Genomic DNA, 22,654 nt, shown 5'->3' on the forward strand with positions numbered 1-22,654 from the left:
AGCCAAGGAAACCGGAGGTTTCCGCCCGGCGTCTGAGGGGGCCCTGAGCGGCCACGCGAAAGGGCCGTTGGCCTTTGGGCGCCCCTACCGCACCGGCACCACTGCCACCGCGTTGTAGGGGCTGCCGTCGATCAGGCGGGTGCTCCAGGCGAGGTAGACGACCGAGTTCCGCTCCTCATCGATGAAGCGGTGCACGCGCGTCTCCTTGAAGAACAGGCTGGTGTTGCTTTCGAACACCATCTCCCCGCGCTCGCCACGGCGGGCGCCGGGCTGGATCTGGACGGGGCCGGTGGCGGCGCAGCTCAGGGCGAAGCGGGCGGGATCCTCCGCCACGCCGAGCATGCCCGACAGGCCACCGGTGCGTGCCTGGCTGATCCAGCAGGAGACGTTGCGCACCTCCGGATCGTCGAAGCGTTCCACCACCACGCGGTGGCTGCGCGTCAGGCCGAGATTGGTGATGGCCGTGTTCACATGGCCCACCTCCCGCGTCTCCTCCGCCAGGGCGGGAAGCGGGAGCATCAGCAGGGCGGCCAGGATGGCGGCGCGCATGGTCGTGTTCTCCTTCAATCGCCCGGGGTCAGTCACCGAGCGCGACGCCTTCGCGCCGGGGATCGGCGGCGCCGAGCAGGCCGTTCGGCGTGATGCGGATGGCGGTAAGGCCGGATTCGATGACGCGCACATCGGGGCGGTGGCCGCGGGCTTCCAGGGCGGGGGCCAGCGCGGCCGCTGATGTGCCGGCCTCCAGCTCCGTCAGCGCCGTGCCGATCACGCCGATGCGCGGAAGCGCCAGCGCCTCCGCCGGCGGAAGGTTCCAATCCAGCATCGCGATGAGGGATTGGGCGACATGGCCGATGATGCGGGCCCCGCCCGCGGAGCCCACCGCCAGCACGGCGCGGCCGCCGGCATCCAGCACGATGGTGGGGGACATGGAGGAGCGGGGGCGCTTGCCGGGCTCGACGCGGTTGGCGACGGGGCGGCCATCGGCTTCGGGGAGGAAGCTGAAATCCGTCAGCTCATTGTTCAGCAGGAAGCCGCGGACGAGGATGCGGGCGCCCATCACGGCCTCGATCGTCGTGGTCATGGAGACGATGTCGCCCCAGCCATCGACCACGGTGATGTGGCTCGTGCCGGCCTCGTAGTCGTTCTCCTGCGGCGCCAGCGCCGCGTCCCGCCAGGGCGGGTTGCCGGCGCGGGGCGGGGGCATGGCGCGGTCGCGGTCGATCAGCTGGGCGCGGCTGGTGATGTAGCCGGGGTCGAGCAGGCCGCGGACGGGGACGCGGATGAAATCCTCGTCGGCCAAGTAGAGGTTGCGGTCGGCGAAGGCGAGGCGCGAGGCCTCCCCGATCAGATGCGCGGCGTCGAGGCTGCCGGGGGCGAGGGCGCGGAGGTCGAAGTGTTCGAGCAGGCCGAGGATCTGGCCGACCGCGACGGCGCCGGAGCTCGGCGGGCCCATGCCGCAGAGGCGGTACACGCGATAGGGCGCGCAGACGGGGTCGCGGCGGCGGGGCTGGTAGGCGGCGATATCGGCTTCCGTCATGCCGCCGGGATTGGCGTGGCCCTGCACGGCGATGGCGATGTCCTGCGCGATGGGGCCGCGATGGAAGGCATCCGCGCCCTCCACCGCCACGGCGCGGAGCGTGGCGGCCAGCGCCGGGTTGCGGAGGAGGGTGCCGGGCGGGTGGGCGTTGCCCTCCGCGTCGAAGAAATAGGCCCGCGCGCCGGGGTCGCGCCGCAGGCTTTCGGCATTCGCGGCGGCGGCGGCCGACATGCGGCGGGGCACGCGGAAACCCTGCTCGGCAAGGCGGATGGTGGGGGCGATCAGCTGCGCCCAGGGCAGCTTGCCGTGTTCCCGGTGGGCGGCCTCCAGCATGCGGAGCAGTCCGGGCACGCCGACGCTGCGGCCGCCCTCCATCGCCTGGGCGAAGGGCATGGGCGTGCCATCGGGGCGCAGGAACAGCGTGGGCGTGGCGGCGGCGGGGGCGGTCTCCCGCCCATCCCAGGCGGTGACGGCCTGGCTTTCGCTGTCGTAGTGCAGCATCAGCCCGCCGCCGCCGATGCCGGCGGCCTGGGGTTCCGTCAGCGTTAGCATCACCGCGGCGGCGATGGCGGCATCCGTGGCGCTGCCGCCGGCGCGCAGGATCTCCAGCGCGGCTTCCGTGGCGGGCGGGCTGGCGGTGGCGGCCATGTGGCGGCGGGCCGGGGTTTGCGCCTGGGCGGGGATCGCCAGGGCGAGCAGGCAGAGCAGGACGAATCGCATCTCGTTCACCGCGTGTGGCGGGGATAGCCTAGGACACGATGCGCGATCCCGTCATGCGCCGGGCCTCCGAGGGGCGGGGCCGGCACGCCGAAAGCCAGGCCAGCGCGGCGCTGGCGGCCGAGGGTTTTTCCGAAGTCGCGCGGCGCGTGCGCACCGGGGTCGGGGAGATCGACCTGGTGGTGGAGCGGGACGGGCTGCTGGTCTTCGTCGAGGTGAAGGCGCGCGCCACGCTGGGGGAGGCCGCGGTGGCGCTCGGCCCCCGCCAGCAGGCGCGGCTGCTGGCGGCCGGGGAGGCCTGGATGGCGGCCAATCCCGGCCATGGGGCGCAGGGCGTGCGCTTCGACCTGCTGCTGGTGGATGGCGCGGGGCGGGTGCGGCGGATCGCCGACGTCATCCGCCAGTGGTGAGCGGCATGTTGTCCAGCAGCCGCACATCGCCGAGCCGCGCCGCGGCCAGCAGCCGGCCAGGGCCGGATTGCCAGGGGGCCAGCGTCTCGGGCTCCACCAGCGCCAGGTAGTCCGGCGCGAAGCCGGCGGCGCGGAGCTGGTCCTGCGCGTCGCTCAGCACCGGATCGGCCGGCGCACCGGCCGCGATGCGGTCGAGCGATTCGCGCATCAGCTTCGGCAGCAGCGGCGCCAGCGCGCGTTCGGATGGGCTGAGCCGGATGTTGCGCGACGAGAGGGCGAGGCCATCGGCTTCGCGGACGGTCTCATGCGGGATGATGCGGATGGGCAGGTCGAGATCCGCCACCACGCGCTTCACCACCTGGAGTTGCTGCCAGTCCTTCTCCCCGAACACCGCGACATCCGCGCCGGTCTGGCTGAAGAGCTTGGTGCAGACGGTGGCGACGCCGCGGAAATGGCCGGGGCGGGCGGTGCCCTCGAAGCCCTGGGCGGGGCCGGTGACCTCGATCGTGGTGGCGGCGCCGGGCGGGTACATGGTCGGCACGCCGGGCATCCAGACCAGGTCGGTGCCGAGCGATTCCAGCTTGCGCAGGTCGCCATCCTCGTCGCGGGGATAGCGGTCGAGGTCCTCGGTCGGGAGGAATTGCAGCGGGTTGACGAAGATGGAGACGATCACGGCCTCCGCATGGCGGCGCGCTTCCGTCACCAGGGCCAGATGGCCGTCATGCAGCGCGCCCATGGTGGGGACGAGGGCGAGGCGCTGGCCCTGCATGCGGCAGGCGGCGGTGGCGGCGCGCAAGGCCGCAAGGTCGCGGATGACCCGCATGGTGATGGCTGCTCCCGGGCTTGTTGCGCGGGAGAGTGGGTGTGGCGGGTGCGGCGCGGCAAGGGTGCGGGGCGCGGATCACCCATTCCGCCCGGGCATCCGGTGCCGGAAGGCGAGCGCCTCCGCGACATGGGCCCGCGCCGTGCGCGGCAGGCCCGCGAGGTCCGCGATGGTGCGGGCGACGCGCAGCGCGCGGACGGTGCCGCGCGTCGAGAGGCGGAGTCGGGTGCTGGCGGTTTCCAATAGCGTCAGCGCCTCGGACTCGGCCGTCGATTGCAGCGCGTCCCATTCGGCCTCCGCGTTGCAGCGCGCGCCCCCGCGGACGCGCTGGCGGTCCCGCGCGGCGGCGACGCGCGCGGCAACAATCTCGGACTTCTCGCCAATCGGCGCGCGGGCGAGTTCGGCGGGGGGCAGGGGCTGGATCTCGATCGTCAGGTCCATGCGGTCCAGCAGGGGCCCCGAGAGGCGCATCTGGTAGTCCTGGCCGCAGCCCGGCGCCTTGGCGCATTCCCGCGCGGGATCGCCGAGATGGCCGCAGCGGCAGGGGTTCATCGCCGCGATGCACTGGAAGCGCGCGGGGTAGGTGACGTGCGCATTGGCGCGGCTGATCGTGGTGCGCCCCGTCTCCATGGGCTGGCGCAGCGCCTCCAGCGCCGGCCGCGGAAATTCCGGCCACTCGTCCAGGAACAGCACGCCGAGATGCGCCAGGCTGATCTCCCCGGGCCGCGCGCGGTGGCCGCCGCCGACAAGAGCCGCGACGGAGGCGCTGTGATGCGGCTCCCGGAAGGGGGGACGGCGCAGCAGCAGCCCATCCTCCAGCATCCCCGCGACGGAATGGACGAGGGAGACGTCCAGCGCCTCCGCCGGCGTGAGGTCCGGCAGCAGGCCGGGCAGGCGCGCGGCGAGCATGGATTTGCCGGCGCCTGGCGGGCCGACCATCAGCAAATTGTGGCCGCCGGCGGCCGCGATCTCCAGCGCGCGCTTGGCGCTTTCCTGGCCGCGCACCTCGCTGAGGCAGGGCGCGGCCTGGACGCGGTGATCGAGCCGGGGCGGGGAGGGGGCGGAGAGGGTCTGGGTGCCGCGGAAATGGTTGATCAGCGCGGGCAGGTCGGGCGGGGCGAGGACCTGGATGCGCCCGGCCCAGGCGGCCTCCGGCCCCTGGCGTTCCGGGCAGACCAGGCCGAGTTCGCGGGCGCTGGCCGCCATCGCCGCGGGCAGCACGCCGGCCACCGGGGCGAGCGTGCCGTCCAATGCCAATTCGCCGAGGGCCGCGAAATCGGCGAGTTCGTCGCGCGGCAGGATCTCCATCGCCGCCAGCACGCCGAGCGCGATGGGCAGGTCGAAATGGCTGCCCTCCTTCGCCAGGTCGGCGGGCGCCATGTTCACCAGCACCCGCTTCGGCGGCAGGGACAGGCCGATGGCCGTCAGCGCGGCGCGGACGCGTTCACGGGATTCGCCGACGGCCTTGTCCGGCAGGCCGACGACCAGGAAGGCGGGGAGGCCGGGCGCGATCTGGACCTGGACCTCCACAGGCAGGGCTTCGACGCCGCTGAAGGCGAAGGTCTGGATCCGGGCGATCGTGCTCATTCGCCCGAGGGTTGATGAAAATCAGCCCCGGATCAACCGTTCCATCCGCTGATGAAACGGACGAGCAGCGTGCCCAGCAGGTCCACATTGTAGCCGCCCTCCTGCACGATCGCGCTCGGCAGCCCGGCCTTGGCGATCAGGGCGCCGGCGCGGGCGAAGCCGTCCTCCGTGACGGACAGCGCGTTCAGCGGCTCATGCTCGCTGGCATCGAAGCCGAGCGAGACGACCAGCGCCTCCGCCCCGAATTGGCGGATGGCGGCCAGGCCGTGCTCCACCGCCGCCAGCCAGGGCGCGTCGCCGGAGCCGTGGGTGAGCGGCAGGTTCAGGTTGCAGCCGAGGCCCGCGCCGCCGCCGCGCTCGCCCTCGTAGCCGACATACCAGGGGTAGTAGCCCGTGGGGTCGCCATGGACGGAGACGGTGAGGACATCGGGCCTTTCCCAGAAGATGCCCTGGGTGCCGTTGCCATGGTGGCTGTCGATGTCGAGCACGGCGACGCGCGCGGCGCCGGCGCGACGCAGCGCCTCCACCGCGATGGCGGCGTTGTTGAGGTAGCAATGGCCGCCGGCCCGCGCCGCATAGGTGTGGTGGCCGGGCGGGCGGCACAGCGCATAGGCGGTGCGGCCGGCGGCGGCTTCCCCCGCCGCGGCCAGGGCGCAGGCGGCGGCGCCGAGGCTCGCCGCCCAGGTGCCGGGGCCGATCGGGCAGGCGGTGTCGGCGGTGTACCAGCCGATGCGGCCGATCAGGCCGCTGGGGCAGGGCGCGCCCTGGGCCAGCATCTCCGGGCTCGGATGCACATTCGCCACGATCTCCGGCCCCGCGCCGGGCAGCGCGGCCCATTCCGCGGGGGCATCGCGCAGGAAATCCAGGAAGGCGGCGGGATGCACGGCCTCCAGCGCCGCCCGCGATGCATCGGGCGGGGTTTCTGGCGGCAGGCCGAGGTGGTGCAGGCCTTCGAGGAGGGAAGCCGCGCGGGCCGGAACCTCGAAATTCGGGCGCACCTGGCCGCGCATCAGGAAGAAGCGCGGGCTGTGCAATTCCTGGGCAGGATGGGCGAAGGTTTTCATGGCCCCGACGGTAGGTGGCGTTTCGTGGCCTTGTCCATGCGCGGCGCCGCGGTCTAGCGTTCGCGGGCAGGGTTGGGAGACTTCACCGAATGAGCATCTCGCGCCGCGGCCTGATGGCTGCCTCCGCCGGCCTTGCCGGCATGGGTCCGACGCTCATGCGGGTGGAGGATGCGCTGGCGCAGGGCATCGCGCCCCGCCGGGGCGGCACGCTGACCACGATCCTGCAGCCGGAGCCGCCGGTGCTGCAGATCGGCGTGAACAACCAGGGGCCGACGCTGATCGCGGCGGGCAAGATCTTCCAGGGCCTGGTGAAGTTCAGCCCGACGCTGGAGCCGCTGCCGGAGCTGGCGGAAAGCTGGACCATCAGCCCCGACGCGCTGACCTATACCTTCAAGCTGCGGAACAACGTGAAATTCCATGACGGCACGCCGATGACGGCGGATGACGTCATCTTCTCCATCATGAAGTTCCACATGGAGGTGGCGCCCCGCGCGCGGGCCATCTTCCAGCGCATCGACAAGGCGGAGGCGCCGGATCCGCATACCGTCGTGCTGACCTTGAAGGCGCCCTTCGAGCCCTTCCTGCTGATGTTCGACGTGACGGCCTGCGCCATCGTGCCGAAGCATCTGTTCGACGGGCAGGATTATCGCACGGCGCCGGCGGTGCAGCGCCCGGTGGGCACGGGGCCCTTCCGCTTTGCCGAATGGCAGCGCGGCAACTTCATCCGGCTGGAGCGTTTCGCGGATTACTGGAAGCCGGGCCAGCCCTATCTGGATGCGATCATCTACCGCATCGTGCCGGACAGCCAGAGCCGCCGCCTGGCGCTGGAGACGGGCCAGGTGCTGATGACGGCGGCCGGCGACATCGAGCCCTTCGACACCCCCGCGCTGCGCGCGCGGCCGAACCTGGAAGTCCTGACGACGGGGTGGGAATACTTCTCTCCCCTGTCCTGGATCGAGACGAACCACCGCGTCGCGCCGCTCGGCGATGTGCGGGTGCGCCAGGCGATCAGCCGCGCCATCGACCGCAACTTCATCGCGCAGCGGCTGTGGTTCAACATCGGCAAGCCGGCCACGAACCCCGTGGCCAGCACGACGAAGTTCCACGATCCGAGTGCCCGCATCGCGGGCTTCGACCCCCGCGCGGCGATGCAACTGCTGGATGCGGCCGGGCTGCGGCCGAACGCCCAGGGCGTGCGCGCCACGATCAAGCACCTGGTGTTGCCCTATGGCGAGGTCTGGACGCGGCTCGCGGAATATCTCCGCCAGTCGCTCCGCCAGGTCGGCATCCAGCTGGAGCTGGAGAGCACCGATGCCGGCAGCTGGGCGCGGCGGATCGGGGCCTGGGAATACGAGACGTCGATCAACTTCGTCTACCAGTTCGGCGACCCGACGCTGGGCGTGGAGCGGACCTATGTCTCCTCCAACATCCAGCGCGTGACCTTCACCAACACGGGCGGCTATTCCAACCCGCGGGTGGACCAGTTGTTCGCGGCCGCGCGGGATGGCCAGACGGCGGAACAGCGCCGCGTGGCCTTCAGCGAGGTGCAGAAGATCCTGGTGGAGGAAGTGCCGCAGATCTGGCTGATGGAAATGGCCTTCCCGACCATCCACGACAAGCGCGTGCAGAATGCGGTCCGGCTCGGCACCGGCGTGCATGCCAGCTACGACGACGTGTTCCTGACAGCCTGAGGGATGGATCCCGCGAAGCTGCCGGGGTTCCTCGCGCAACGTCTGGTGAAGGCGGCGATCGTCGTGCTGGCGATCGTCGTCTGCAACTTCTTCCTGATCCATGCGGCGCCGGGGGACCCGGCCTCCGTCATCGCCGGGCAGTCCGGCGCGGCGGATGAACGCTTCCTGCAGCAGCTTCGGACGCAGTTCGGGCTGGACCAGCCGCTGCATGTCCAACTCTGGATCTATGTGAAGGGCGTGCTGACGCTGGACCTCGGCTTCAGCCACCGTCAGCAGATGCCGGTGGCGACGCTCATCATGGACCGGCTGCCGGCGACGCTGCTGCTGACGGGGGCGGCCTTCGCCTTCGCCATCACATCAGGCATCACGCTCGGGACGCTGGCGGCTCGGCGGGTCGGCAGCTGGGCGGACAGCGTCATCACCGTGCTGGCGCTGGCCTTCTATGCGACGCCGCTCTTCTGGGTCGGCCTCATGCTCGTGCTGTTCTTCAGCGTCTGGCTGGAATGGCTGCCGAGCTTCGGGATGATGAGCGTGGGCGCCAACCTGGCCGGCATCGCGCTGGTGCTGGATGTGGCGAAGCACCTGCTGCTGCCGGCGCTCACGCTCGGGCTGTTCTACATGGCGGTCTATGCGCGCCTCACCCGCGCCACCATGCTGGAAGTGGCGGACCAGGATTTCGTGAAGACGGCGCGGGCCAAGGGCGTGCCGGAGGGGCAGGTGGTGCGGCGGCATGTGCTGCGGAACGCGCTACTGCCCGTCATCACCTTCGCGGGCATCCAGGCGGGGCAGCTGATCGGCGGATCGATCCTGGTGGAGACGGTCTTCGCCTGGCCGGGCATCGGGCGCCTGGCCTTCGAGGCGCTGCTGGCGCGCGACTATCCCGTGCTGATGGGCGTCTTCTTCGCGACCTCCGTCATGGTGGTGCTGTTCAACCTGCTGACGGACCTGCTCTACGCCGTGGTCGATCCCCGCGTGGAGGTCGCGTGATGAGCTTCTTCCGCAGCTTCGCGCGCAACAAGGGCGCGGTGGTGGGGGTTGTCGTGCTGGCGCTGGTCTTCGCGGTGGCGGCGCTGGCGGATGTGATCTTCCCCGGCACGCCCTGGGACATGGTGGCCGCGCCCTTCATGCCGCCGGGCGAGATGGACATGCTGCTGGGCTCCGACAGCCTCGGCCGGGACGTGGCGGCGGGGATCGCGCATGGGGCGCGCATTTCGCTGCTGGTCGGCGCCGTCAGCACGGTGGTGGCGCTGGCGCTCGGGGTCTCGCTGGGGGCGCTGGCGGGGTATGTCGGCGGCGTGGTGGACGACCTGGTGATGCGCTTCACCGAGTTCTTCCAGACCATCCCGAGCTTCGTGCTGGCGATCCTGCTGGTGGCAATCTTCACGCCGACGATTTCCTCGGTCGTCTTCGCCATCGCGGTGGTGTCCTGGCCGCCCGTCGCGCGCGTGGTGCGGGCGGAGTTCCTCTCGCTGCGGTCGCGGGAATTCGTGCAGGCGGCGGAGGTGCTGGGCAAGTCGAGGCTGTCCATCGTGGTGGGGGACATCCTGCCCAATGCGCTGTCGCCGATCATCGTGCTGTCGTCGCTCATGGTGGCGAATGCGATCCTGCTGGAAAGCGCGCTGTCCTTCCTCGGCCTGGGTGATCCGAACCTCATGACCTGGGGATTCCTGATCGGGTCGGGGCGCAGCGTGATCCGGCTGGCCTGGTGGATGAGCGTCTTTCCCGGCGTGGCGATCTTCCTGACGGTGCTGGCGCTGAATTTGGTGGGGGAGGGGCTGTCGGACGCGCTGAACCCGCGCCTGGCGGGGAGGCGCACATGAGCCTGCTTCGCGTCGAGGGCCTCACCGTGGCCCTGCCGCCCGGCGGGGACCGGCCGCATGCGGTGGAGGGCATCGACCTCACCGTCGATCCCGGCGAGATCGTCTGCGTCGTCGGGGAGTCCGGATCGGGCAAGTCGATCACGGCGAATGCCGTGATGGGGCTGCTGCCGAAGACGCTGCCGCGCAAGGCAGGGCGCATCTGGCTGGGTGACACGGAGCTGACGGCGCAATCGCCGGAACAGCTCCGCGCGCTGCGCGGCAGCCGGATGGCGATGATCTTCCAGGAACCGATGACGGCGCTGAACCCGCTGATGCGCGTCGGCGACCAGATCGCGGAGGCGCTGGCGGTCCATGGCGAGAAGCGCCGCGCGCGCGACCGCGTGCCGGAACTGCTGGCCGCCGTGAACCTGCCGGACCCCGCCGCCATCGCCCGCGCGCATCCCTTCCGCCTTTCGGGCGGGCAGCGGCAGCGCGTGATGATCGCCATGGCGCTGGCGCTGGAACCGGCGCTGCTGATCGCGGATGAGCCGACCACGGCGCTCGACGTGACGACGCAGATGCAGATCCTTCGCCTGGTGCGGGAGATCCAGTCGCGCAAGGGCATGGGGGTCATGTTCATCACCCATGATTTCGGCGTGGTGGCGGAGATCGCCGACCGCGTCGCGGTGATGCAGCGCGGCCGCATCGTGGAGCAGGGCGCCGCGGCGGAGGTGCTGAACAACCCCCGGCACGACTACACCAAGGCCCTCATCGCCGCCGTTCCCCATGGCGCTCCCGCCGAAGCCCGCGCCCCGGTCACGACGGAGACGGTGCTGGAAGCGAAGGGCCTGGCGAAGACCTACACCCGCGGCGGCTGGTTCGGCGCCCGCGCCCTGGTGAAGGCGGTCCATGACGCCGACTTCACGCTGAAGCGCGGCGAGACGCTGGGTCTCGTTGGTGAATCCGGCTCCGGCAAGTCGACGCTGGCGCGCTGCGTGGTGGATCTGGTGCGGCCGGAGGCGGGGCAGATGCTCTTCCACGGCCAGGACCTCCGCCCGCTGTCGCGCAGCGCGCGAAAGCCCTTCCGCAAGCGCATCCAGATGGTGTTCCAGGACCCCTATGCCTCCCTGAATCCAAGGCGACGCGTTGGCGAGATCATCGCGGAGGGCCCCATCACCCATGGGGAGGCGCGGGACAAGGCGCTGGACCGGGCGCGGGACCTGCTGCGGCTGGTGAAGCTGGATGACGGCGCCATGGACCGCTTCCCGCATGAATTCAGCGGCGGGCAGCGCCAGCGCATCGGCATCGCCCGCGCGCTGGCCATGGAGCCGGAACTGCTGATCGCGGATGAACCGGTCTCGGCGCTGGATGTTTCCGTCCAGGCGCAGGTGCTGGCGCTGCTGGCGGAAATCCGCGCCAGGCTCGGCCTGACCATGCTGTTCATCACCCACGACCTTCGCGTGGCCGCCCAGGTCTGCGATCGCATCGCCGTGATGCAGCGCGGCGCGATCGTGGAGCAGGGGCCGACGGCGGAGGTCTTCGGCAATCCGCAGCACAGCTATACGCGCGCGCTGCTGGACAGCATCCCCGGGCGGGGCTGGACTCCGCCCACCTTCTGACGGGACTTCCCATGACCGAACCAGTGCTCGACCCCGGTGCCCGCCGCGCCATCCTGGAGGCCTGCGACCAGTTGCGGGCGGAGGCCGAGCAGGTGCTGATGCGCCTGGTGCGCTGCCCCTCGACGCTGGGCAATGAACACTCGGCCTTGTCGGAGATGGGGCGGCAATATGAGGCGCTGGGCCTCAAGCCCTTCGCGGTGCCGACGGATGTGGCGAAGCTGGAAGGCCATCCCGGCTTCTCGCCGCCGCTGATCCCCTATGCCGGGCGCGACAACATCGTGGCGGTGCATCGCCCCCGCCAGGCCACGGGCCGCAGCCTGGTGCTGCAGGGGCATGTGGATGTGGTGCCGGAAGGGGCGGAGGATGAATGGACCACGCCGCCCTATGAGCCCGCCATCCGCGGCGGCCGCATGTATGGCCGCGGCGCGGGGGACATGAAGGCCGGCATCGTCAGCTACCTCACGGCCTTCCGCGCCCTGCAGCTGGCCGGGCTGCAGCCCGCCGCGGAGGTGCAGATGCACTCCGTGATCGAGGAGGAATGCACCGGCAATGGCGCGCTGGCCTGCATGGTCGCGATGCCCAAGGCCGATGCCGTCATCATCCCCGAACCCGGGCCGGGCCTGCCCGCGCTCTATTCCGCGGAGGTCGGCGTGGTCTGGGCCTGGGTGACGGTGACGGGCCGCCCCGCGCATGTGCGCGACAAGCAGGCAGGGGTTAACGCGGTGGAGGCCGCGATGGCGGTGTGGCGCCGCTTCGAGGCCTATGAGCGCGAGATGAATGACGGCGCCCGCATCCATCCGAGCTTCCGCGGCGTGAACCACCCCGTGAACGTCAACCTCGGCACCTTCGAGGGCGGCGAGTGGAATTCCTCCGTGCCGACGCGCGCGAAGCTCGGGCTTCGGGTCGGCGTCATGATGGGGAACACCGCGACCAACGTGCGCGCCGATATCGAGCGCATCGTGGAGGAGGCGCGCGGCGACGCGGCGATGAAGGGGGCCAAGGTGAAGCTCGCCTTCCAGGGCTTCATGGCCGATCCCTGCGTCTTCGACATGCAGGCGCCGATCGTTCGCATGGCTGCAACAAGTTACGCCGATCTGACGGGGCATGAGCTTCGGCACTACCCCGCCACGGGCCTCACGGATGGCCGCTTCTTCCAGCTCTACCAGGGCACGCCTGTCGCGTGCTTCGGGCCGGATGCGCAGGACATCCACGGCATCGATGAAAGCGTCGGCATGGACAGCATGCACGACATCACGCGGACCATCGCGGTGACGATGGCGGGCTGGTGCGGAGTGGAGAAGCTGTGAGCAATTTCCGGCCTTCGGGCGCGAGGCTCTGGGACAGCCTCATGGAATTCGCCGCCATCGGCGGCACGGCCAAGGGCGGCTGCAACCGGCAGACGCTGACGGACCTGGATGGCCAGGCGCGCGCGCTGTTGCAGCGCCAGGCGGAAGCCGCCGGCGCGACGCTGACGCTCGACCGCCTCGGCAACATGGTGCTGACGCGCCCCGGTCGCGATCCCTCGCGCAAGCCGGTCGCCATCGGCAGCCACCTCGACACCCAGCCGACCGGCGGAAAGTTCGACGGCGTGCTCGGCGTGCTGGCGGGGCTGGAGGTGCTGCGCGCGCTGCACGAGGCGGGGGTGGCGACGGAGGCGCCCGTCACGCTGGTGAACTGGACCAATGAGGAAGGGGCCCGCTTCTCCCCGCCCATGATGGGCAGCGGCGCGGCCATGGGCATCTTCACGGAAGCCGAGGTGCTGGCCAAGCAGGACAGCAGCGGCGCCACCTTCGGGGGCGAGCTGGCGCGCATCGGCTGGGCCGGCAGCGCCGATCCCGCCGCGCTGCAGGGCCTCGGCGCCTATTTCGAGCTGCATATCGAGCAGGGCCCGGTGCTGGAGAGGCTCGGCCTCGACCTCGGCATCGTCACCCATGCGCTCGCGCAGCACTGGTTCGAGGTGACGGTGACGGGGGAGGAGGCGCATGGCGGCAGCGCCATGGCCGGGCGGCGCGACGCCATGATGGCGGCGGCCGAGATGATGACGGCGATCGAGCGCCTGGCGCTGGAAGCCGGCGCCCGCGCCACGGTGGGCCGCGTCACGGTGCATCCGGACAGCCGCAACGTGGTGCCCGGCCGTGTCTGGTTCAGCCTCGACACCCGCCATGACCATGAGGATGACCTGGCGAAACTCGCCGCCGGGTTGCGGGCGGAAGCGGCCGCCATCGGCGCGCGGCGGCCCGGGATCGCGATCGAGGTCGCGGATTTCTGGATCTCGCCGGCCACCCCCTTCGATGCCGGGCTGGTGGGCAGGCTGCGGGATTCCGCGGTTGCCCGCGGGATTCCGCACCAGGAGATGCCGACCGCGATCGGCCATGACGCCGTCTATTGCGCCCGGCGCGTGCCCAGTGTGATGATCTTCGTGCCCTGCCATGGTGGCGTCAGCCACAACGAGGCGGAGAGCATCACCCCAGAATGGGCGGAAGCCGGGTTGCTGGTCCTGGCCGATGCGGTGCTCGCCACCGCCGGCGTGGCGAAGGGGTGAGGGCATGACGCGCATCGCCATCGGCGGCTTCCTGCACGAAAGCCATTCCTTCGCGCCCATCCCGACCACCTGGGCGGATTTCCTGGCGCCCGGCGGCTGGCCCGCGGTGCAGCGGCCGGCCACGCTGCTGGACACGCTCCGCCCCTCCGCCGTGCCGGCGGCGGGCGCGATCAGGACGGCGGAGGCCGCGGGCGTGACCCTCGCGCCGCTCTCCTGGGGCTTCGCCAATCCGGCCGGGCCGGTGACGGCGGAGGCCTTCGAGCGGCTGGCGGCGCTGATCTTCCATGACCTCCAGGCCGCGCTGGAGGAGGGCCCGCTGGATGGCCTCTACCTCGACCTGCATGGCGCCATGGTGGCGGAGCATTTCCCGGATGCGGAGGGGGAGCTGCTGCGCCGCGCCCGCGCGATCCTCGGCCCCGACGTGCCCATCACCGCCAGCCTCGACCCGCATTGCAACCTGACGGCGGCGATGGTGCAGCATGCCGATGCGCTGGCGCCCTTCCGCACCTACCCGCATGTGGACATGAAGGAGGCCGGCGCGCGGGCGATGAAGCTGCTGCTGGAGCGCATCAGGCTCGGCCGGCCCTTCGCCAAGGCCTTTCGGCAGCTGGACTACCTGATCCCGATCACCGGGCAATGCACGCTGGTGCCGCCCATGGCGGATGCCATGGCGGCGCGGGCCGCGCTGGCCTCGCGGACGGAGGTCGCCGAACTCGGCCTCTGCTTCGGCTTCCCCTATGCGGATTTCCCGGATTGCGGCGTCGGCATCGCGGCCTTCGCGGTGGACCAGGCGCGGGCGGATGCGGCGGCGGATGGGCTGCTGGCCGACCTCAAGGCGCGGGAAGCCGCCTTCACGCCCGATATCCTGGCGGCGAAGGAAGGCGTGGCGAAGGCCATCAAGCTGGCGGACAAGGCACGCAAGCCCATCGTGCTGGCCGATACGCAGGACAATCCCGGCGGCGGCGGGCATGGCGACACGACCGGGCTGCTGGCCGAACTCATCGCGCAGCGCGCGGAAGGCGCCGTGCTCGCGCTGATCAACGATGCGGAGAGCGCCAGCGCCTGCCACGCGGCCGGGGAGGGCGCGCTGGTGCCGCTCAGCCTCGGCGGCAAGTCGGATGGCGCGCCGATCGCGGTGCAGGCGCGGGTGCTGAAGCTGACCGATGGCGGCTTCATGTGCACGGGGCCGATGGCGGGCGGGAACTGGGCGGATCTCGGCCCGACCGCGCTGGTCAGCCCCGCGCCCGGCATTCGCGTGATCGTGACCAGCCGGAAGATGCAGGCCTATGACCAGGCGCTGTTCCGGCATGTGGGCATCGAACCCTCCGCCCAGCGCATCCTGGCGCTGAAGTCCTCCGTGCATTTCCGCGCGGATTTCCAGCCGATTGCCGAAGCCGTGCTGGTGGTGGCCGCGCCCGGCCCCGTGGTGGCGGACCCCGCCACGCTGCCCTTCACCAACCTCCGGCCGGGGCTCAGGCTGCGCCCCGGGGACAACCGACGGACCGCATGATCGCTTCCCACCCTGGTGTCGCCGCTTTCCCGCCCCCAATTGCGCCGGTGATCCCGATCGCCGCGCATCGCCCGCAAAGGACCCCGCCCGTGTTCCGCCCCGCCCGCCCGGCCCCTACCGAGATCGGTGTCCCCGGCGGGACGGCGCTGCGCATCGCGCGCGTCGTGCAGCTGCCGGAGGGCTTCGCGGAGCTGGCGGCGGATGCGCATGCCAGCGGGGAGCGGATGCTGGCGGTGCTGCGGGAGGATTGGGAGGCGGGCACCATCCGCTTCGACGGCTGGGGGGAGGCGCTGTTCGCCCTGCAGGGGCCGAATGGCCTGGTCGGCCTGGGCGGGCTGACGCGCGACCCCTTCGCGGGGGATGACGTGGTCGGCCGCGTGCGCCGCTTCTACATCCGGCGTTCGGCCCGCCGGGCGGGCGCGGGGCGCGCGCTGCTCGGCGCCATCGTCGCGGCGGCGACGGAAGCCGGCTATCCCCGGCTTCGCGTCCGTGCGCCGGCCTCGGCCTTCGCCTTCTACGAGGCCTGCGGCTTCCTGCGCGCGGTGCGGGAGAAGGGGGCGACCCACATCCTGCCGCTCGGCGGCTGATCAGCCGCCGCGCGTGGCGAGGAAGGCGTTGACCTCCGCCGCGGTCGGGATGGGGGCGACGGCGCCGTAGCCGGTGGTGGACAGGGCGGCCGCGGCATTGGCGTAGCGCGCGGCCTGCCAGACATCGTCGCCCGCCACGGCGCGGGCCAGGAAGGCGCCGGCGAAGGTATCGCCCGCGCCGGTGGCGTCCACCGCCTCCACCGCGAAACCCTCGATCGTCGCGCGGGCTTCGCGCGTGGCGACCATCACGCCATCCGGGCCGAGCTTCAGCATCACCAGCGGGCAGAGCGCCAGGTAGAAATCGGCGATGGCTTCGGGTTCGTGCAGCCCGGTCAGCTGGCGCGCATCGTCCAGGCTGGGGAAGCAGAGGTCCGACAGCCCCAGCGCCGTGTGGATGCAGGCGGAGGCGCGGCGCAGCGGCCAGAGGCGGAGGCGCAGATTGGTGTCGAAGCTGACGGTGACGCCGGCGCTGCGCGCGACCTCCATGGCGCGGAAGGCGGCGTCGCAGGCGCTGTCGGAAATGCCGAGGCTGATGCCCGAGAGGTGCAGCACCCGCGCGCGGCGGATCGCGTCCTCCGGCAGGTCGCCGGGCCGCAGGCGGCTGGCGGCGCTGCCCTTGCGGTGGAAGGTGAAGTGGTGGCCGGCCTCGTCATGGTTGACGAAGTAGACGGCGGTGGGCGCATCCGGGTCGGTGCGCACCGTGCTGGCATCCACGCCTTCCATCGCCCACAGCGCGCGGAAGCTCTCCCCGGCCGCATCGTCGCCCAGGGCGGTGACCATGCCGACATCGGCGCCGCTGCGCGCGGCGGCCACGGCGGCATTGGCGGCATCCCCGCCATGGCCTTCCAGGTAGAGGCGGCGCCCATCCGTCCCCGGGGGAAGCTGGTTGAATTCCAGCATGGGTTCGCCCAGGCACAGGATGTCCGGCATGGCGGATTCGCTCCCCGATCAGGCCTTCTCAACGATCCCTGCTTGGGCGACTTCGCGGCCTGGATCAAGCGGGGGATCAAGCGGGCGTGAGCGTTTTCAGGCCTGCATGAGGCCGAGCACGTCGCGCGCCGCGGCTTCGATGCCCGCCCGGTCGCCGCGCGCCAGCAGGCCTTCATCCACCAGGCGGCCGCCGATGCCGACGAAGGCGGCGCCCGCCGCCAGGTAGTCCGGCGCGTTGCGCGAATCGACGCCGCCGGTCGGGCAGAAGACGGTGTCGGGGAAGACCGCGCGCAGCGCCTTCACATGGCTGGGCCCGCCGGCGGAACTGGCGGGGAAGATCTTCACCACATCGGCGCCCCCGGCCAGCGCGGCGCGCACTTCCGTCGGCGTCATGGCGCCCAGCATGGCGATGGCGCCCGCGCCATGCGCGGCCTGCGCGACGACCGGATCGACCCAGGGGCAGACGAGGAAGCGCGCCCCGGCGGCCAGGCAGGCTTCCGCCGCCGCGCGGTCCGGCACCGTGCCGGCGCCGACCAGCAGGCCCGGGTCGCTGGCGAGGTCGCGGATCAGCGCCGGCGCGTCGGGCACCGTCATCGTGATCTCGAACACCGAGAGCCCGGCGCCGCGCAGCCATTCGACGGCGCGCGCCGCCAGGCTGGCGCTGGTGGTGCGCACCACGGGGATCACCCGGGCCTGGCGCAGGGACGGGATCAGGGGATGGGTCATGGGTCGATCCTGCGCGCTTCCAGCGCCGCCGTCATCCGCGCCTGCCGCGCCGCGGCGGCGGCGGGTGGCGAAAGCAGCGCAGTTGCGACGCAGATTGCGTCGCCGATCGCGAATTGCACCAGCCTGCCCGTCCAGGGGGCATGCGGCGCGGCCGCTTCCTCCGCCAGGCAGGGCACGGTGATGGCGGCGGCGGCGGCGAGGGGGGAGCCCGGGCGCGTCAGCGCGATGACGGTGGCGCCCGCCAGGGCGGCCTGGCGCGCGGCTTCCACCACCGCGCGCGACCGCCCGCCGAGGGAGAGGCAGAGCGCGACGGATTCCCCATCCAGCAGCGCCGTCGCCATGGCCTGGGCATGCGGGTCGTGCCGCGCGACGACGCCGCGGCAGGTCACCACCAAGCGCTGGGCGAGATCCGCCGCCACGCCGGCGGAGGCGCCGACGGCCCAGACCTCCACCCGCGCGGCGCGCAGCAAAGCGAGCGCCGCGCGTTCCACCGCCGCGGCGTCCAGCCCCGCGCGCGCCTGCGCCAGCGCGGCCATGGCGGCATCCAGCACGGCGGGCGCGGCCTGCGGCACGGGTGTGGCGGCATCGATGCGGGCGGGGGGGCGCGGGGGCGGCGCGGCTTCTGCCGCGGCCTCCGCCCGGTTCAGCGCCAGGCGGAGATCGGCGAAGCCCTCATAGCCCAGGGACCGGCAGAAGCGGACGACGGTGGGTTCGGAGACGCCGGCCGCGCGGGCCAGGCTGGCCGTGGTGGCCGCCATGATGGCGGCGGGGTCGGCGGCGACCAGCTCGGCCACCTTGCGCTCGGCCGGGCTCAGCCGGTCGAGCACCAGGGCAATCCGATCACGCACCAGGCTCCCCTCCGCCATGCGGGGGGTGACTACAATGCGGCGGGGGCCGGGCTCAAGCCAGGCGGGCCATCGCCTCCGCCGTCGCCTGCAGGCGCAGCGCCTCCGCCTGGGCGCGGGCGGTGTCCTCGGCGGCGCTGGCCAGGTTGGCCTTCAGCGTCTCCGCGCTCTCGCCGAGGCCGTTCATGGCGGTGTTCAGGCTGGCGATCTGGGTGCGGAATTCGGCGACGGCGACGCGCTGTTCCTCCAGCGCTTCCTCCAGCCGCCGCAGCGCGAGGCGGAGGCGGCGTTCGCCGGCATCGGGGAAGGCGAGGATGCGCGCGTCCGGCGCCGGGGTGGCCTCGGCCGCCGCGGTCTGGATCTGGCTGGCCGTCTCGTCGCGCATGGGATGCCTCCGGGCTGGAAGTGTTGCCGGAACCTTAATCCGTCTTGGAAAAGAGACAAGCCAAATTTAAAGGGACAATTCATCTTTTCCCTTTACCCACCACGGATTGCGCTTACCCACCGGTGGGCGGGGGATCAGGCCACCAGCGCGCCCAGGCCGAGGCTGGCCGCCGCGCCGGCGGAGAGCGCCCAGCGCAGCCGCATATAGGCGGGCGGCACCAGGCCGCGGGCGGCGCCGCGCGCCTCCGCCGCCGCCGTCGCCAGGATCGCGACGGCGAGCAGGGCGAGGCCCGGCCGCAGCGGCAGCAGCAGCGCCACCCACGCGATGAGGGAGGGCACGACGCCGAGCGCGAGGCGCGGCAGTTCGGCCCCCGATTCCGATTCCGGCGCGCGCAGCGCCAGCCCCCAATGGACGGCGCCGAGGAAGGCGAGGATGGCCGCGCCATAGGCGGCCAGCGCCGGCGCCGCCCAGCCGAAGGCGAGGATGCTGGCCAGGGCCAGGCCGAGGAAGGGCAGCAGCCCGGCGGCGCCGAGCACGAGGGCGGAGGGGGGCAGGGGACGGTCCATGCGCGCAATGTGCGCCGATCCCGGGCAGCGGAAAGCCCCCCGCCTGTCCCGATCGTGCACCGAACGCCGTTTCAACGGGGGGGCGGGACCGCTACATGGGGGCTCCTCCGGAACCTGGGATAGAATGCGCGATGGCCACGGGCCTCGAATTGCTGCTGATCATCATCCTCGTGCTGCTGAACGGGGCCTTCGCGATGAGCGAGCTGGCCATCGTCTCCGCCCGGCGGACGCGCCTGGCGGCGCTGCAGCGCAAGGGCAGCGCGGGGGCGGCGGCGGCCATCGCGCTGGCGGAGGACCCGCAGCGCTTCCTGCCCACCGTGCAGGTGGGCATCACGCTGGTCGGCATCCTGGCCGGCGCCTTCGGCGGCGCGCGCCTGTCCGCCACCATCGCGGAGCTGCTGGCGCCGCTGCCGGTGATCGGCGCCTTCAGCGCGGAGATCGGCTTCGCGCTGGTGGTCATGCTGATCACCTATCTCAGCCTGATCATGGGCGAGCTGGTGCCGAAGCAGCTGGCGCTGCGCAACCCGGAGGCGATCGCGGTCATCGTCTCCCGCCCGCTCGCGACCCTGGCGCGCTTCACGGCGCCGGTGATCTGGCTGCTCTCCACCTCCTCCGCCCTCGTGCTGCGGCTGTTCGGGCGGCACGACCCCTCCGACAATTCGGTGACGGAGGAGGAGGTGAAGGCGGTGGTGGCGGAGGGCGCGACCTCCGGCGCCATCGAGACGGAGGAGCGGCACATGATCGAGCGCGTGCTGCGCCTGGCGGACAAGCCGATCCGCGCGCTGATGACGCCGCGCACCGAGATCGAGTGGATCGACCGCACCGCGCCGCCGGAGGATGTGGCGGCAAGGCTGCGGGCTTCGGGCGTGACGCGCTTCGTCGTCGCCGACCGGCGCGTGGACAATGTGGTGGGCGTGGTCGCGGCCAAGGATTTGCTGGACCAGCTGCTGGAGGGGTCGCCGCTGTCGGTGGCGCGCGCGCTGCGCCAGGCGCGGGTGCTGCCCGACACGCTCTCGGCCCTGGATGCGCTGGAGCGGCTGCGGGACGACCCGATCGGCATGGCGCTGGTGATGGACGAATACGGCAGCTTCGAGGGGGTGGTGACGGCGTCGGACCTGCTGGAGGCGATCGTCGGCGAGCTGGGGCCGGTGGCGTCGGACCAGTCGGTGCCGGTGCTGCGCCATGACGGCAGCCTGCTGCTGGAAGGGATGATGCCGTCGGACGAGCTGAAGGCGCGGCTCGACCTGCCGGACCTGCCGAAGGAGGGGACCTACCACACGGTGGCGGGGCTGATGCTGGCGCTGCTGCAGCGCGTGCCGAAGGAGGGCGACCGCATCGCCTGGGCCGGCTGGCGCTTCGAGATCATCGACATGGATGGCCGCCGCGTGGACAAGGTGCTGGCGGTGAAGGACGAGACGTCTGTCGTGCAGGGGCCCTGACGGGCCCGGGGGTGGTGCAGGGGCCCTGACGGGCCCGGGGGGTGGTGCAGGGGCCCTGGCGGGCCCCTGGTGGTGGCGGGCGCCTACTGCCCGCCGCCATTGCCCCGCGCCTTGGCGATGGGCGCGATGAACTGGGGCTCCGTGTCCCAGGGGAACAGGATCCAGGTGTCCTGGCTGACTTCCGTGATGAAGGTATCGACCGTCGGCTTGCCCGCGGGCTTCGCATAGACGGTCGCGAAATGCGCCTTGGGCAGCATGGCGCGCACCACCTTGGCGGTGGTGCCGGTATCGACCAGGTCGTCGATCAGCAGCCAGCCCTCGCCCTGGCTGTCCAGCGCCGCCTGGGGCGGCTTCACCACCTGCGGCTGGCCGCGCTGCTCCTCGTCATAGGTCACGACGCTGACCGTCTCGATCAGGCGGCAATCGAGTTCGCGCGCCACGATGGCGGCCGGGATCAGCCCGCCGCGGGTGATGGCGACCATGCCCGTCCAGGGGCCGCGTTCCACCAGCCGCCAGGCCAGCGCCTTGCCGTCCCGGTGCAGCTGGTCCCAGGTCACGGTGTAGTAGCGGGGCGCCATCGTCTCATCCTCTGCGTCAGGCACGGTCAGAACATCTTGCCGCCATCGGGCACCTTGAGGTCGGGCTTCAGCAGCACGACGGCGCCGTTCTCGTCCGGCACGCCGAGGACGAGGACCTCGCTCTCGAAGCCGCCGATGCGGCGGGGCGGGAAATTCACCACGGCGACCACCTGGCGGCCGATCAGGCGGTCCGGCGAATAGTGGACGGTGATCTGGGCGGAGGAGCGCCTGGTGCCGATCTCCCCCCCGAAATCGATCCAGAGCTGGATCGAGGGCTTGCGGGCGGTCGGGTGCGGCTGCGCGTCCACGATCGTGCCGGCGCGGATCTCGACCTTCTCGAAATCGGCAAAGGTGATCGGTTCCATGGCGCGTCCTACCGCGGGGCGGACAACAGGGGAAGGGGGTCCACTTGCGCGGAGGGGCCGCCCGGCGCATTGACCGGAACGCCCCGCCGGGCCCCCGCGACACAGAAGGCGAGCCGCACCCTCATGCTGCCGACCACCCCCTCCTTCCGCCTGGATGGCATGCGCGCCCTGGTCACGGGCGCGAGCAAGGGGATCGGGCGGGCCGGCGCGGTGGCGCTGGCGGCCGCGGGGGCGGAGGTGGTGGCCGCGGCGCGCAGCCTGGATGAGCTGGAGGCGCTGACCACCGAACTGGGCGAGGCCGGGCTGGCGGTGCGGGCGGCGCAGCTCGACGTGACGGATCGCGGCGCCGTGCGCGCGCTGGTCGAGGCCTCCGGCCCCTTCGACATCCTGCTGAACAATGCCGGCACCAATATCCGCCAGCCTTTCCTCGATGTGGAGGACGGCGCGCTGGATGCGCTGCTGGACCTCAACCTGCGGTCCATGTTCACGGTGGCGCAGGCGGTGGCGCAGGGGATGGCGGCGGAGGGGAAGGGGGGTGCGATCATCAACCTCTCCTCCGTCAACGGCCATGTCGCGGGCCTGAACCGCAGCGTCTATACGGCGACCAAGCACGGGATCGAGGGCCTGACCAAGGCCATGGCGGTGGAACTCGGGCCCAAGGGCATCCGGGTGAACACCATCGCGCCGGGCTTCGTGGACACGCCGCTGACGGCCGGCTTCCTGGCGGATGAGAAGGTGCGCAGCGCGCAGATCCGCCGCACGCCGATGGGGCGCATCATGACGGTCGAGGACATCATGGGCGCCGTCGTCTTCCTGGCCTCGCCGGCCAGCGCCATGGTCTCCGGCACCTGCCTGCTGATCGATGGCGGCTTCTGCGCGCAATGAGCGGCGGCGCCGCTCATTGCTGCTTTTTTCAAGTGCGCGGCACTGGCCG

23 protein-coding genes are annotated in these 22,654 nt (G+C 71.9%); 11 read left to right on the plus strand and 12 right to left on the minus strand.

Features of this window, described 5'->3' with window-relative positions:
* Positions 1 to 84: 84 nt before the first annotated feature.
* Positions 85 to 549, minus strand: a complete 465-nt coding sequence (locus JJI54_RS16960; RefSeq protein WP_203074198.1) for a CreA family protein — start codon at positions 547 to 549, stop codon at positions 85 to 87.
* Positions 550 to 577: 28 nt separating this feature from the next.
* Positions 578 to 2,257, minus strand: coding sequence for a gamma-glutamyltransferase (ggt, locus tag JJI54_RS16965; protein ID WP_203074199.1), 1,680 nt, complete (start codon positions 2,255 to 2,257; stop codon positions 578 to 580).
* 38 nt (positions 2,258 to 2,295) lie between these two features.
* Between ggt and JJI54_RS16970 the strand changes: the two genes are divergently transcribed.
* Positions 2,296 to 2,664 carry a YraN family protein gene (locus JJI54_RS16970; RefSeq protein WP_203074200.1) on the plus strand — a complete coding sequence of 123 codons (369 nt, stop codon included), beginning with the start codon at positions 2,296 to 2,298 and terminating at the stop codon, positions 2,662 to 2,664.
* Here the strand turns inward: JJI54_RS16970 and panC are convergent.
* From panC to JJI54_RS16985, 3 genes are all read right to left on the minus strand, one after another.
* On the minus strand, positions 2,648 to 3,487 hold the full coding sequence (gene panC / locus JJI54_RS16975) for a pantoate--beta-alanine ligase (protein WP_203074201.1): 840 nt from the start codon (positions 3,485 to 3,487) through the stop codon (positions 2,648 to 2,650). The genes JJI54_RS16970 and panC overlap by 17 nt on opposite strands.
* Before the next feature lie 78 nt (positions 3,488 to 3,565).
* Positions 3,566 to 5,074: a YifB family Mg chelatase-like AAA ATPase gene (locus JJI54_RS16980; protein WP_203074202.1), complete on the minus strand. Its 1,509-nt coding sequence runs from the start codon at positions 5,072 to 5,074 to the stop codon at positions 3,566 to 3,568.
* A gap of 32 nt (positions 5,075 to 5,106) precedes the next feature.
* Positions 5,107 to 6,138, minus strand: coding sequence for a histone deacetylase family protein (locus JJI54_RS16985; RefSeq protein ID WP_203074203.1), 1,032 nt, complete (start codon positions 6,136 to 6,138; stop codon positions 5,107 to 5,109).
* 89 nt (positions 6,139 to 6,227) lie between these two features.
* Between JJI54_RS16985 and JJI54_RS16990 the strand changes: the two genes are divergently transcribed.
* The 8 genes from JJI54_RS16990 to JJI54_RS17025 all read left to right on the plus strand — a co-directional run bounded on the left by JJI54_RS16990 (position 6,228) and on the right by JJI54_RS17025 (position 15,886).
* Positions 6,228 to 7,829 carry an ABC transporter substrate-binding protein gene (locus JJI54_RS16990; protein WP_226381833.1) on the plus strand — a complete coding sequence of 534 codons (1,602 nt, stop codon included), beginning with the start codon at positions 6,228 to 6,230 and terminating at the stop codon, positions 7,827 to 7,829.
* Between the two features lie 3 nt (positions 7,830 to 7,832).
* The gene (locus JJI54_RS16995) at positions 7,833 to 8,816 is read left to right on the plus strand and encodes an ABC transporter permease (RefSeq protein WP_203074204.1); all 984 of its coding nucleotides are present in this window, start codon (positions 7,833 to 7,835) and stop codon (positions 8,814 to 8,816) included.
* Complete coding sequence (locus tag JJI54_RS17000) at positions 8,816 to 9,649, plus strand: ABC transporter permease (protein ID WP_203074205.1); 834 nt, start codon at positions 8,816 to 8,818, stop codon at positions 9,647 to 9,649. Before JJI54_RS16995 ends, JJI54_RS17000 begins: the two co-directional genes overlap by 1 nt.
* Positions 9,646 to 11,247, plus strand: coding sequence for an ABC transporter ATP-binding protein (locus JJI54_RS17005; RefSeq protein WP_203074206.1), 1,602 nt, complete (start codon positions 9,646 to 9,648; stop codon positions 11,245 to 11,247). The genes JJI54_RS17000 and JJI54_RS17005 overlap by 4 nt, the downstream gene beginning before the upstream one ends.
* Before the next feature lie 11 nt (positions 11,248 to 11,258).
* Positions 11,259 to 12,554: an ArgE/DapE family deacylase gene (locus tag JJI54_RS17010; protein ID WP_203074207.1), complete on the plus strand. Its 1,296-nt coding sequence runs from the start codon at positions 11,259 to 11,261 to the stop codon at positions 12,552 to 12,554.
* Positions 12,551 to 13,789, plus strand: coding sequence for a Zn-dependent hydrolase (locus JJI54_RS17015; RefSeq protein ID WP_203074208.1), 1,239 nt, complete (start codon positions 12,551 to 12,553; stop codon positions 13,787 to 13,789). Before JJI54_RS17010 ends, JJI54_RS17015 begins: the two co-directional genes overlap by 4 nt.
* 4 nt (positions 13,790 to 13,793) lie before the next feature.
* Entirely contained in the window at positions 13,794 to 15,299 is a 1,506-nt protein-coding gene (locus JJI54_RS17020; RefSeq protein ID WP_203074209.1) for a M81 family metallopeptidase, read from the plus strand.
* Positions 15,300 to 15,388: 89 nt separating this feature from the next.
* The gene (locus tag JJI54_RS17025) at positions 15,389 to 15,886 is read left to right on the plus strand and encodes a GNAT family N-acetyltransferase (protein ID WP_203074210.1); all 498 of its coding nucleotides are present in this window, start codon (positions 15,389 to 15,391) and stop codon (positions 15,884 to 15,886) included.
* On the opposite strand, the gene JJI54_RS17030 is transcribed toward JJI54_RS17025, so the two are convergent.
* The 5 genes from JJI54_RS17030 to JJI54_RS17050 all read right to left on the minus strand — a co-directional run bounded on the left by JJI54_RS17030 (position 15,887) and on the right by JJI54_RS17050 (position 19,338).
* A complete protein-coding gene (locus JJI54_RS17030) occupies positions 15,887 to 16,816 on the minus strand; it encodes a sugar kinase (protein ID WP_203074211.1) in 930 nt (309 codons plus the stop codon).
* A gap of 96 nt (positions 16,817 to 16,912) precedes the next feature.
* Positions 16,913 to 17,542 (minus strand): bifunctional 4-hydroxy-2-oxoglutarate aldolase/2-dehydro-3-deoxy-phosphogluconate aldolase, encoded by a 630-nt coding sequence (locus tag JJI54_RS17035; protein WP_203074212.1) that lies wholly within the window; start codon positions 17,540 to 17,542, stop codon positions 16,913 to 16,915.
* Complete coding sequence (locus JJI54_RS17040; protein ID WP_203074213.1) at positions 17,539 to 18,390, minus strand: MurR/RpiR family transcriptional regulator; 852 nt, start codon at positions 18,388 to 18,390, stop codon at positions 17,539 to 17,541. The genes JJI54_RS17035 and JJI54_RS17040 overlap by 4 nt, the downstream gene beginning before the upstream one ends.
* A gap of 52 nt (positions 18,391 to 18,442) precedes the next feature.
* Positions 18,443 to 18,772 carry a hypothetical protein gene (locus JJI54_RS17045; protein WP_203074214.1) on the minus strand — a complete coding sequence of 110 codons (330 nt, stop codon included), beginning with the start codon at positions 18,770 to 18,772 and terminating at the stop codon, positions 18,443 to 18,445.
* Between the two features lie 134 nt (positions 18,773 to 18,906).
* Positions 18,907 to 19,338 carry a DUF3429 domain-containing protein gene (locus JJI54_RS17050; protein ID WP_203074215.1) on the minus strand — a complete coding sequence of 144 codons (432 nt, stop codon included), beginning with the start codon at positions 19,336 to 19,338 and terminating at the stop codon, positions 18,907 to 18,909.
* Positions 19,339 to 19,469: 131 nt separating this feature from the next.
* Between JJI54_RS17050 and JJI54_RS17055 the strand changes: the two genes are divergently transcribed.
* Complete coding sequence (locus JJI54_RS17055; RefSeq protein WP_203074216.1) at positions 19,470 to 20,777, plus strand: hemolysin family protein; 1,308 nt, start codon at positions 19,470 to 19,472, stop codon at positions 20,775 to 20,777.
* Between the two features lie 83 nt (positions 20,778 to 20,860).
* Here the strand turns inward: JJI54_RS17055 and gpt are convergent, their stop codons facing one another.
* Both gpt and JJI54_RS17065 read right to left on the minus strand, forming a co-directional pair.
* Positions 20,861 to 21,355 carry a xanthine phosphoribosyltransferase gene (gene gpt / locus JJI54_RS17060; RefSeq protein WP_203074354.1) on the minus strand — a complete coding sequence of 165 codons (495 nt, stop codon included), beginning with the start codon at positions 21,353 to 21,355 and terminating at the stop codon, positions 20,861 to 20,863.
* 26 nt (positions 21,356 to 21,381) lie between these two features.
* Positions 21,382 to 21,720 carry a tRNA-binding protein gene (locus tag JJI54_RS17065; RefSeq protein ID WP_203074217.1) on the minus strand — a complete coding sequence of 113 codons (339 nt, stop codon included), beginning with the start codon at positions 21,718 to 21,720 and terminating at the stop codon, positions 21,382 to 21,384.
* A 123-nt stretch (positions 21,721 to 21,843) separates the two neighbouring features.
* Between JJI54_RS17065 and JJI54_RS17070 the strand changes: the two genes are divergently transcribed.
* A complete protein-coding gene (locus tag JJI54_RS17070; protein ID WP_203074218.1) occupies positions 21,844 to 22,605 on the plus strand; it encodes an SDR family NAD(P)-dependent oxidoreductase in 762 nt (253 codons plus the stop codon).
* The last annotated feature ends 49 nt before the right edge of the window (positions 22,606 to 22,654 follow it).

It is taken from the genome of Falsiroseomonas ponticola, from assembly GCF_016805305.1.
Lineage (GTDB): Bacteria > Pseudomonadota > Alphaproteobacteria > Acetobacterales > Acetobacteraceae > Falsiroseomonas > Falsiroseomonas ponticola.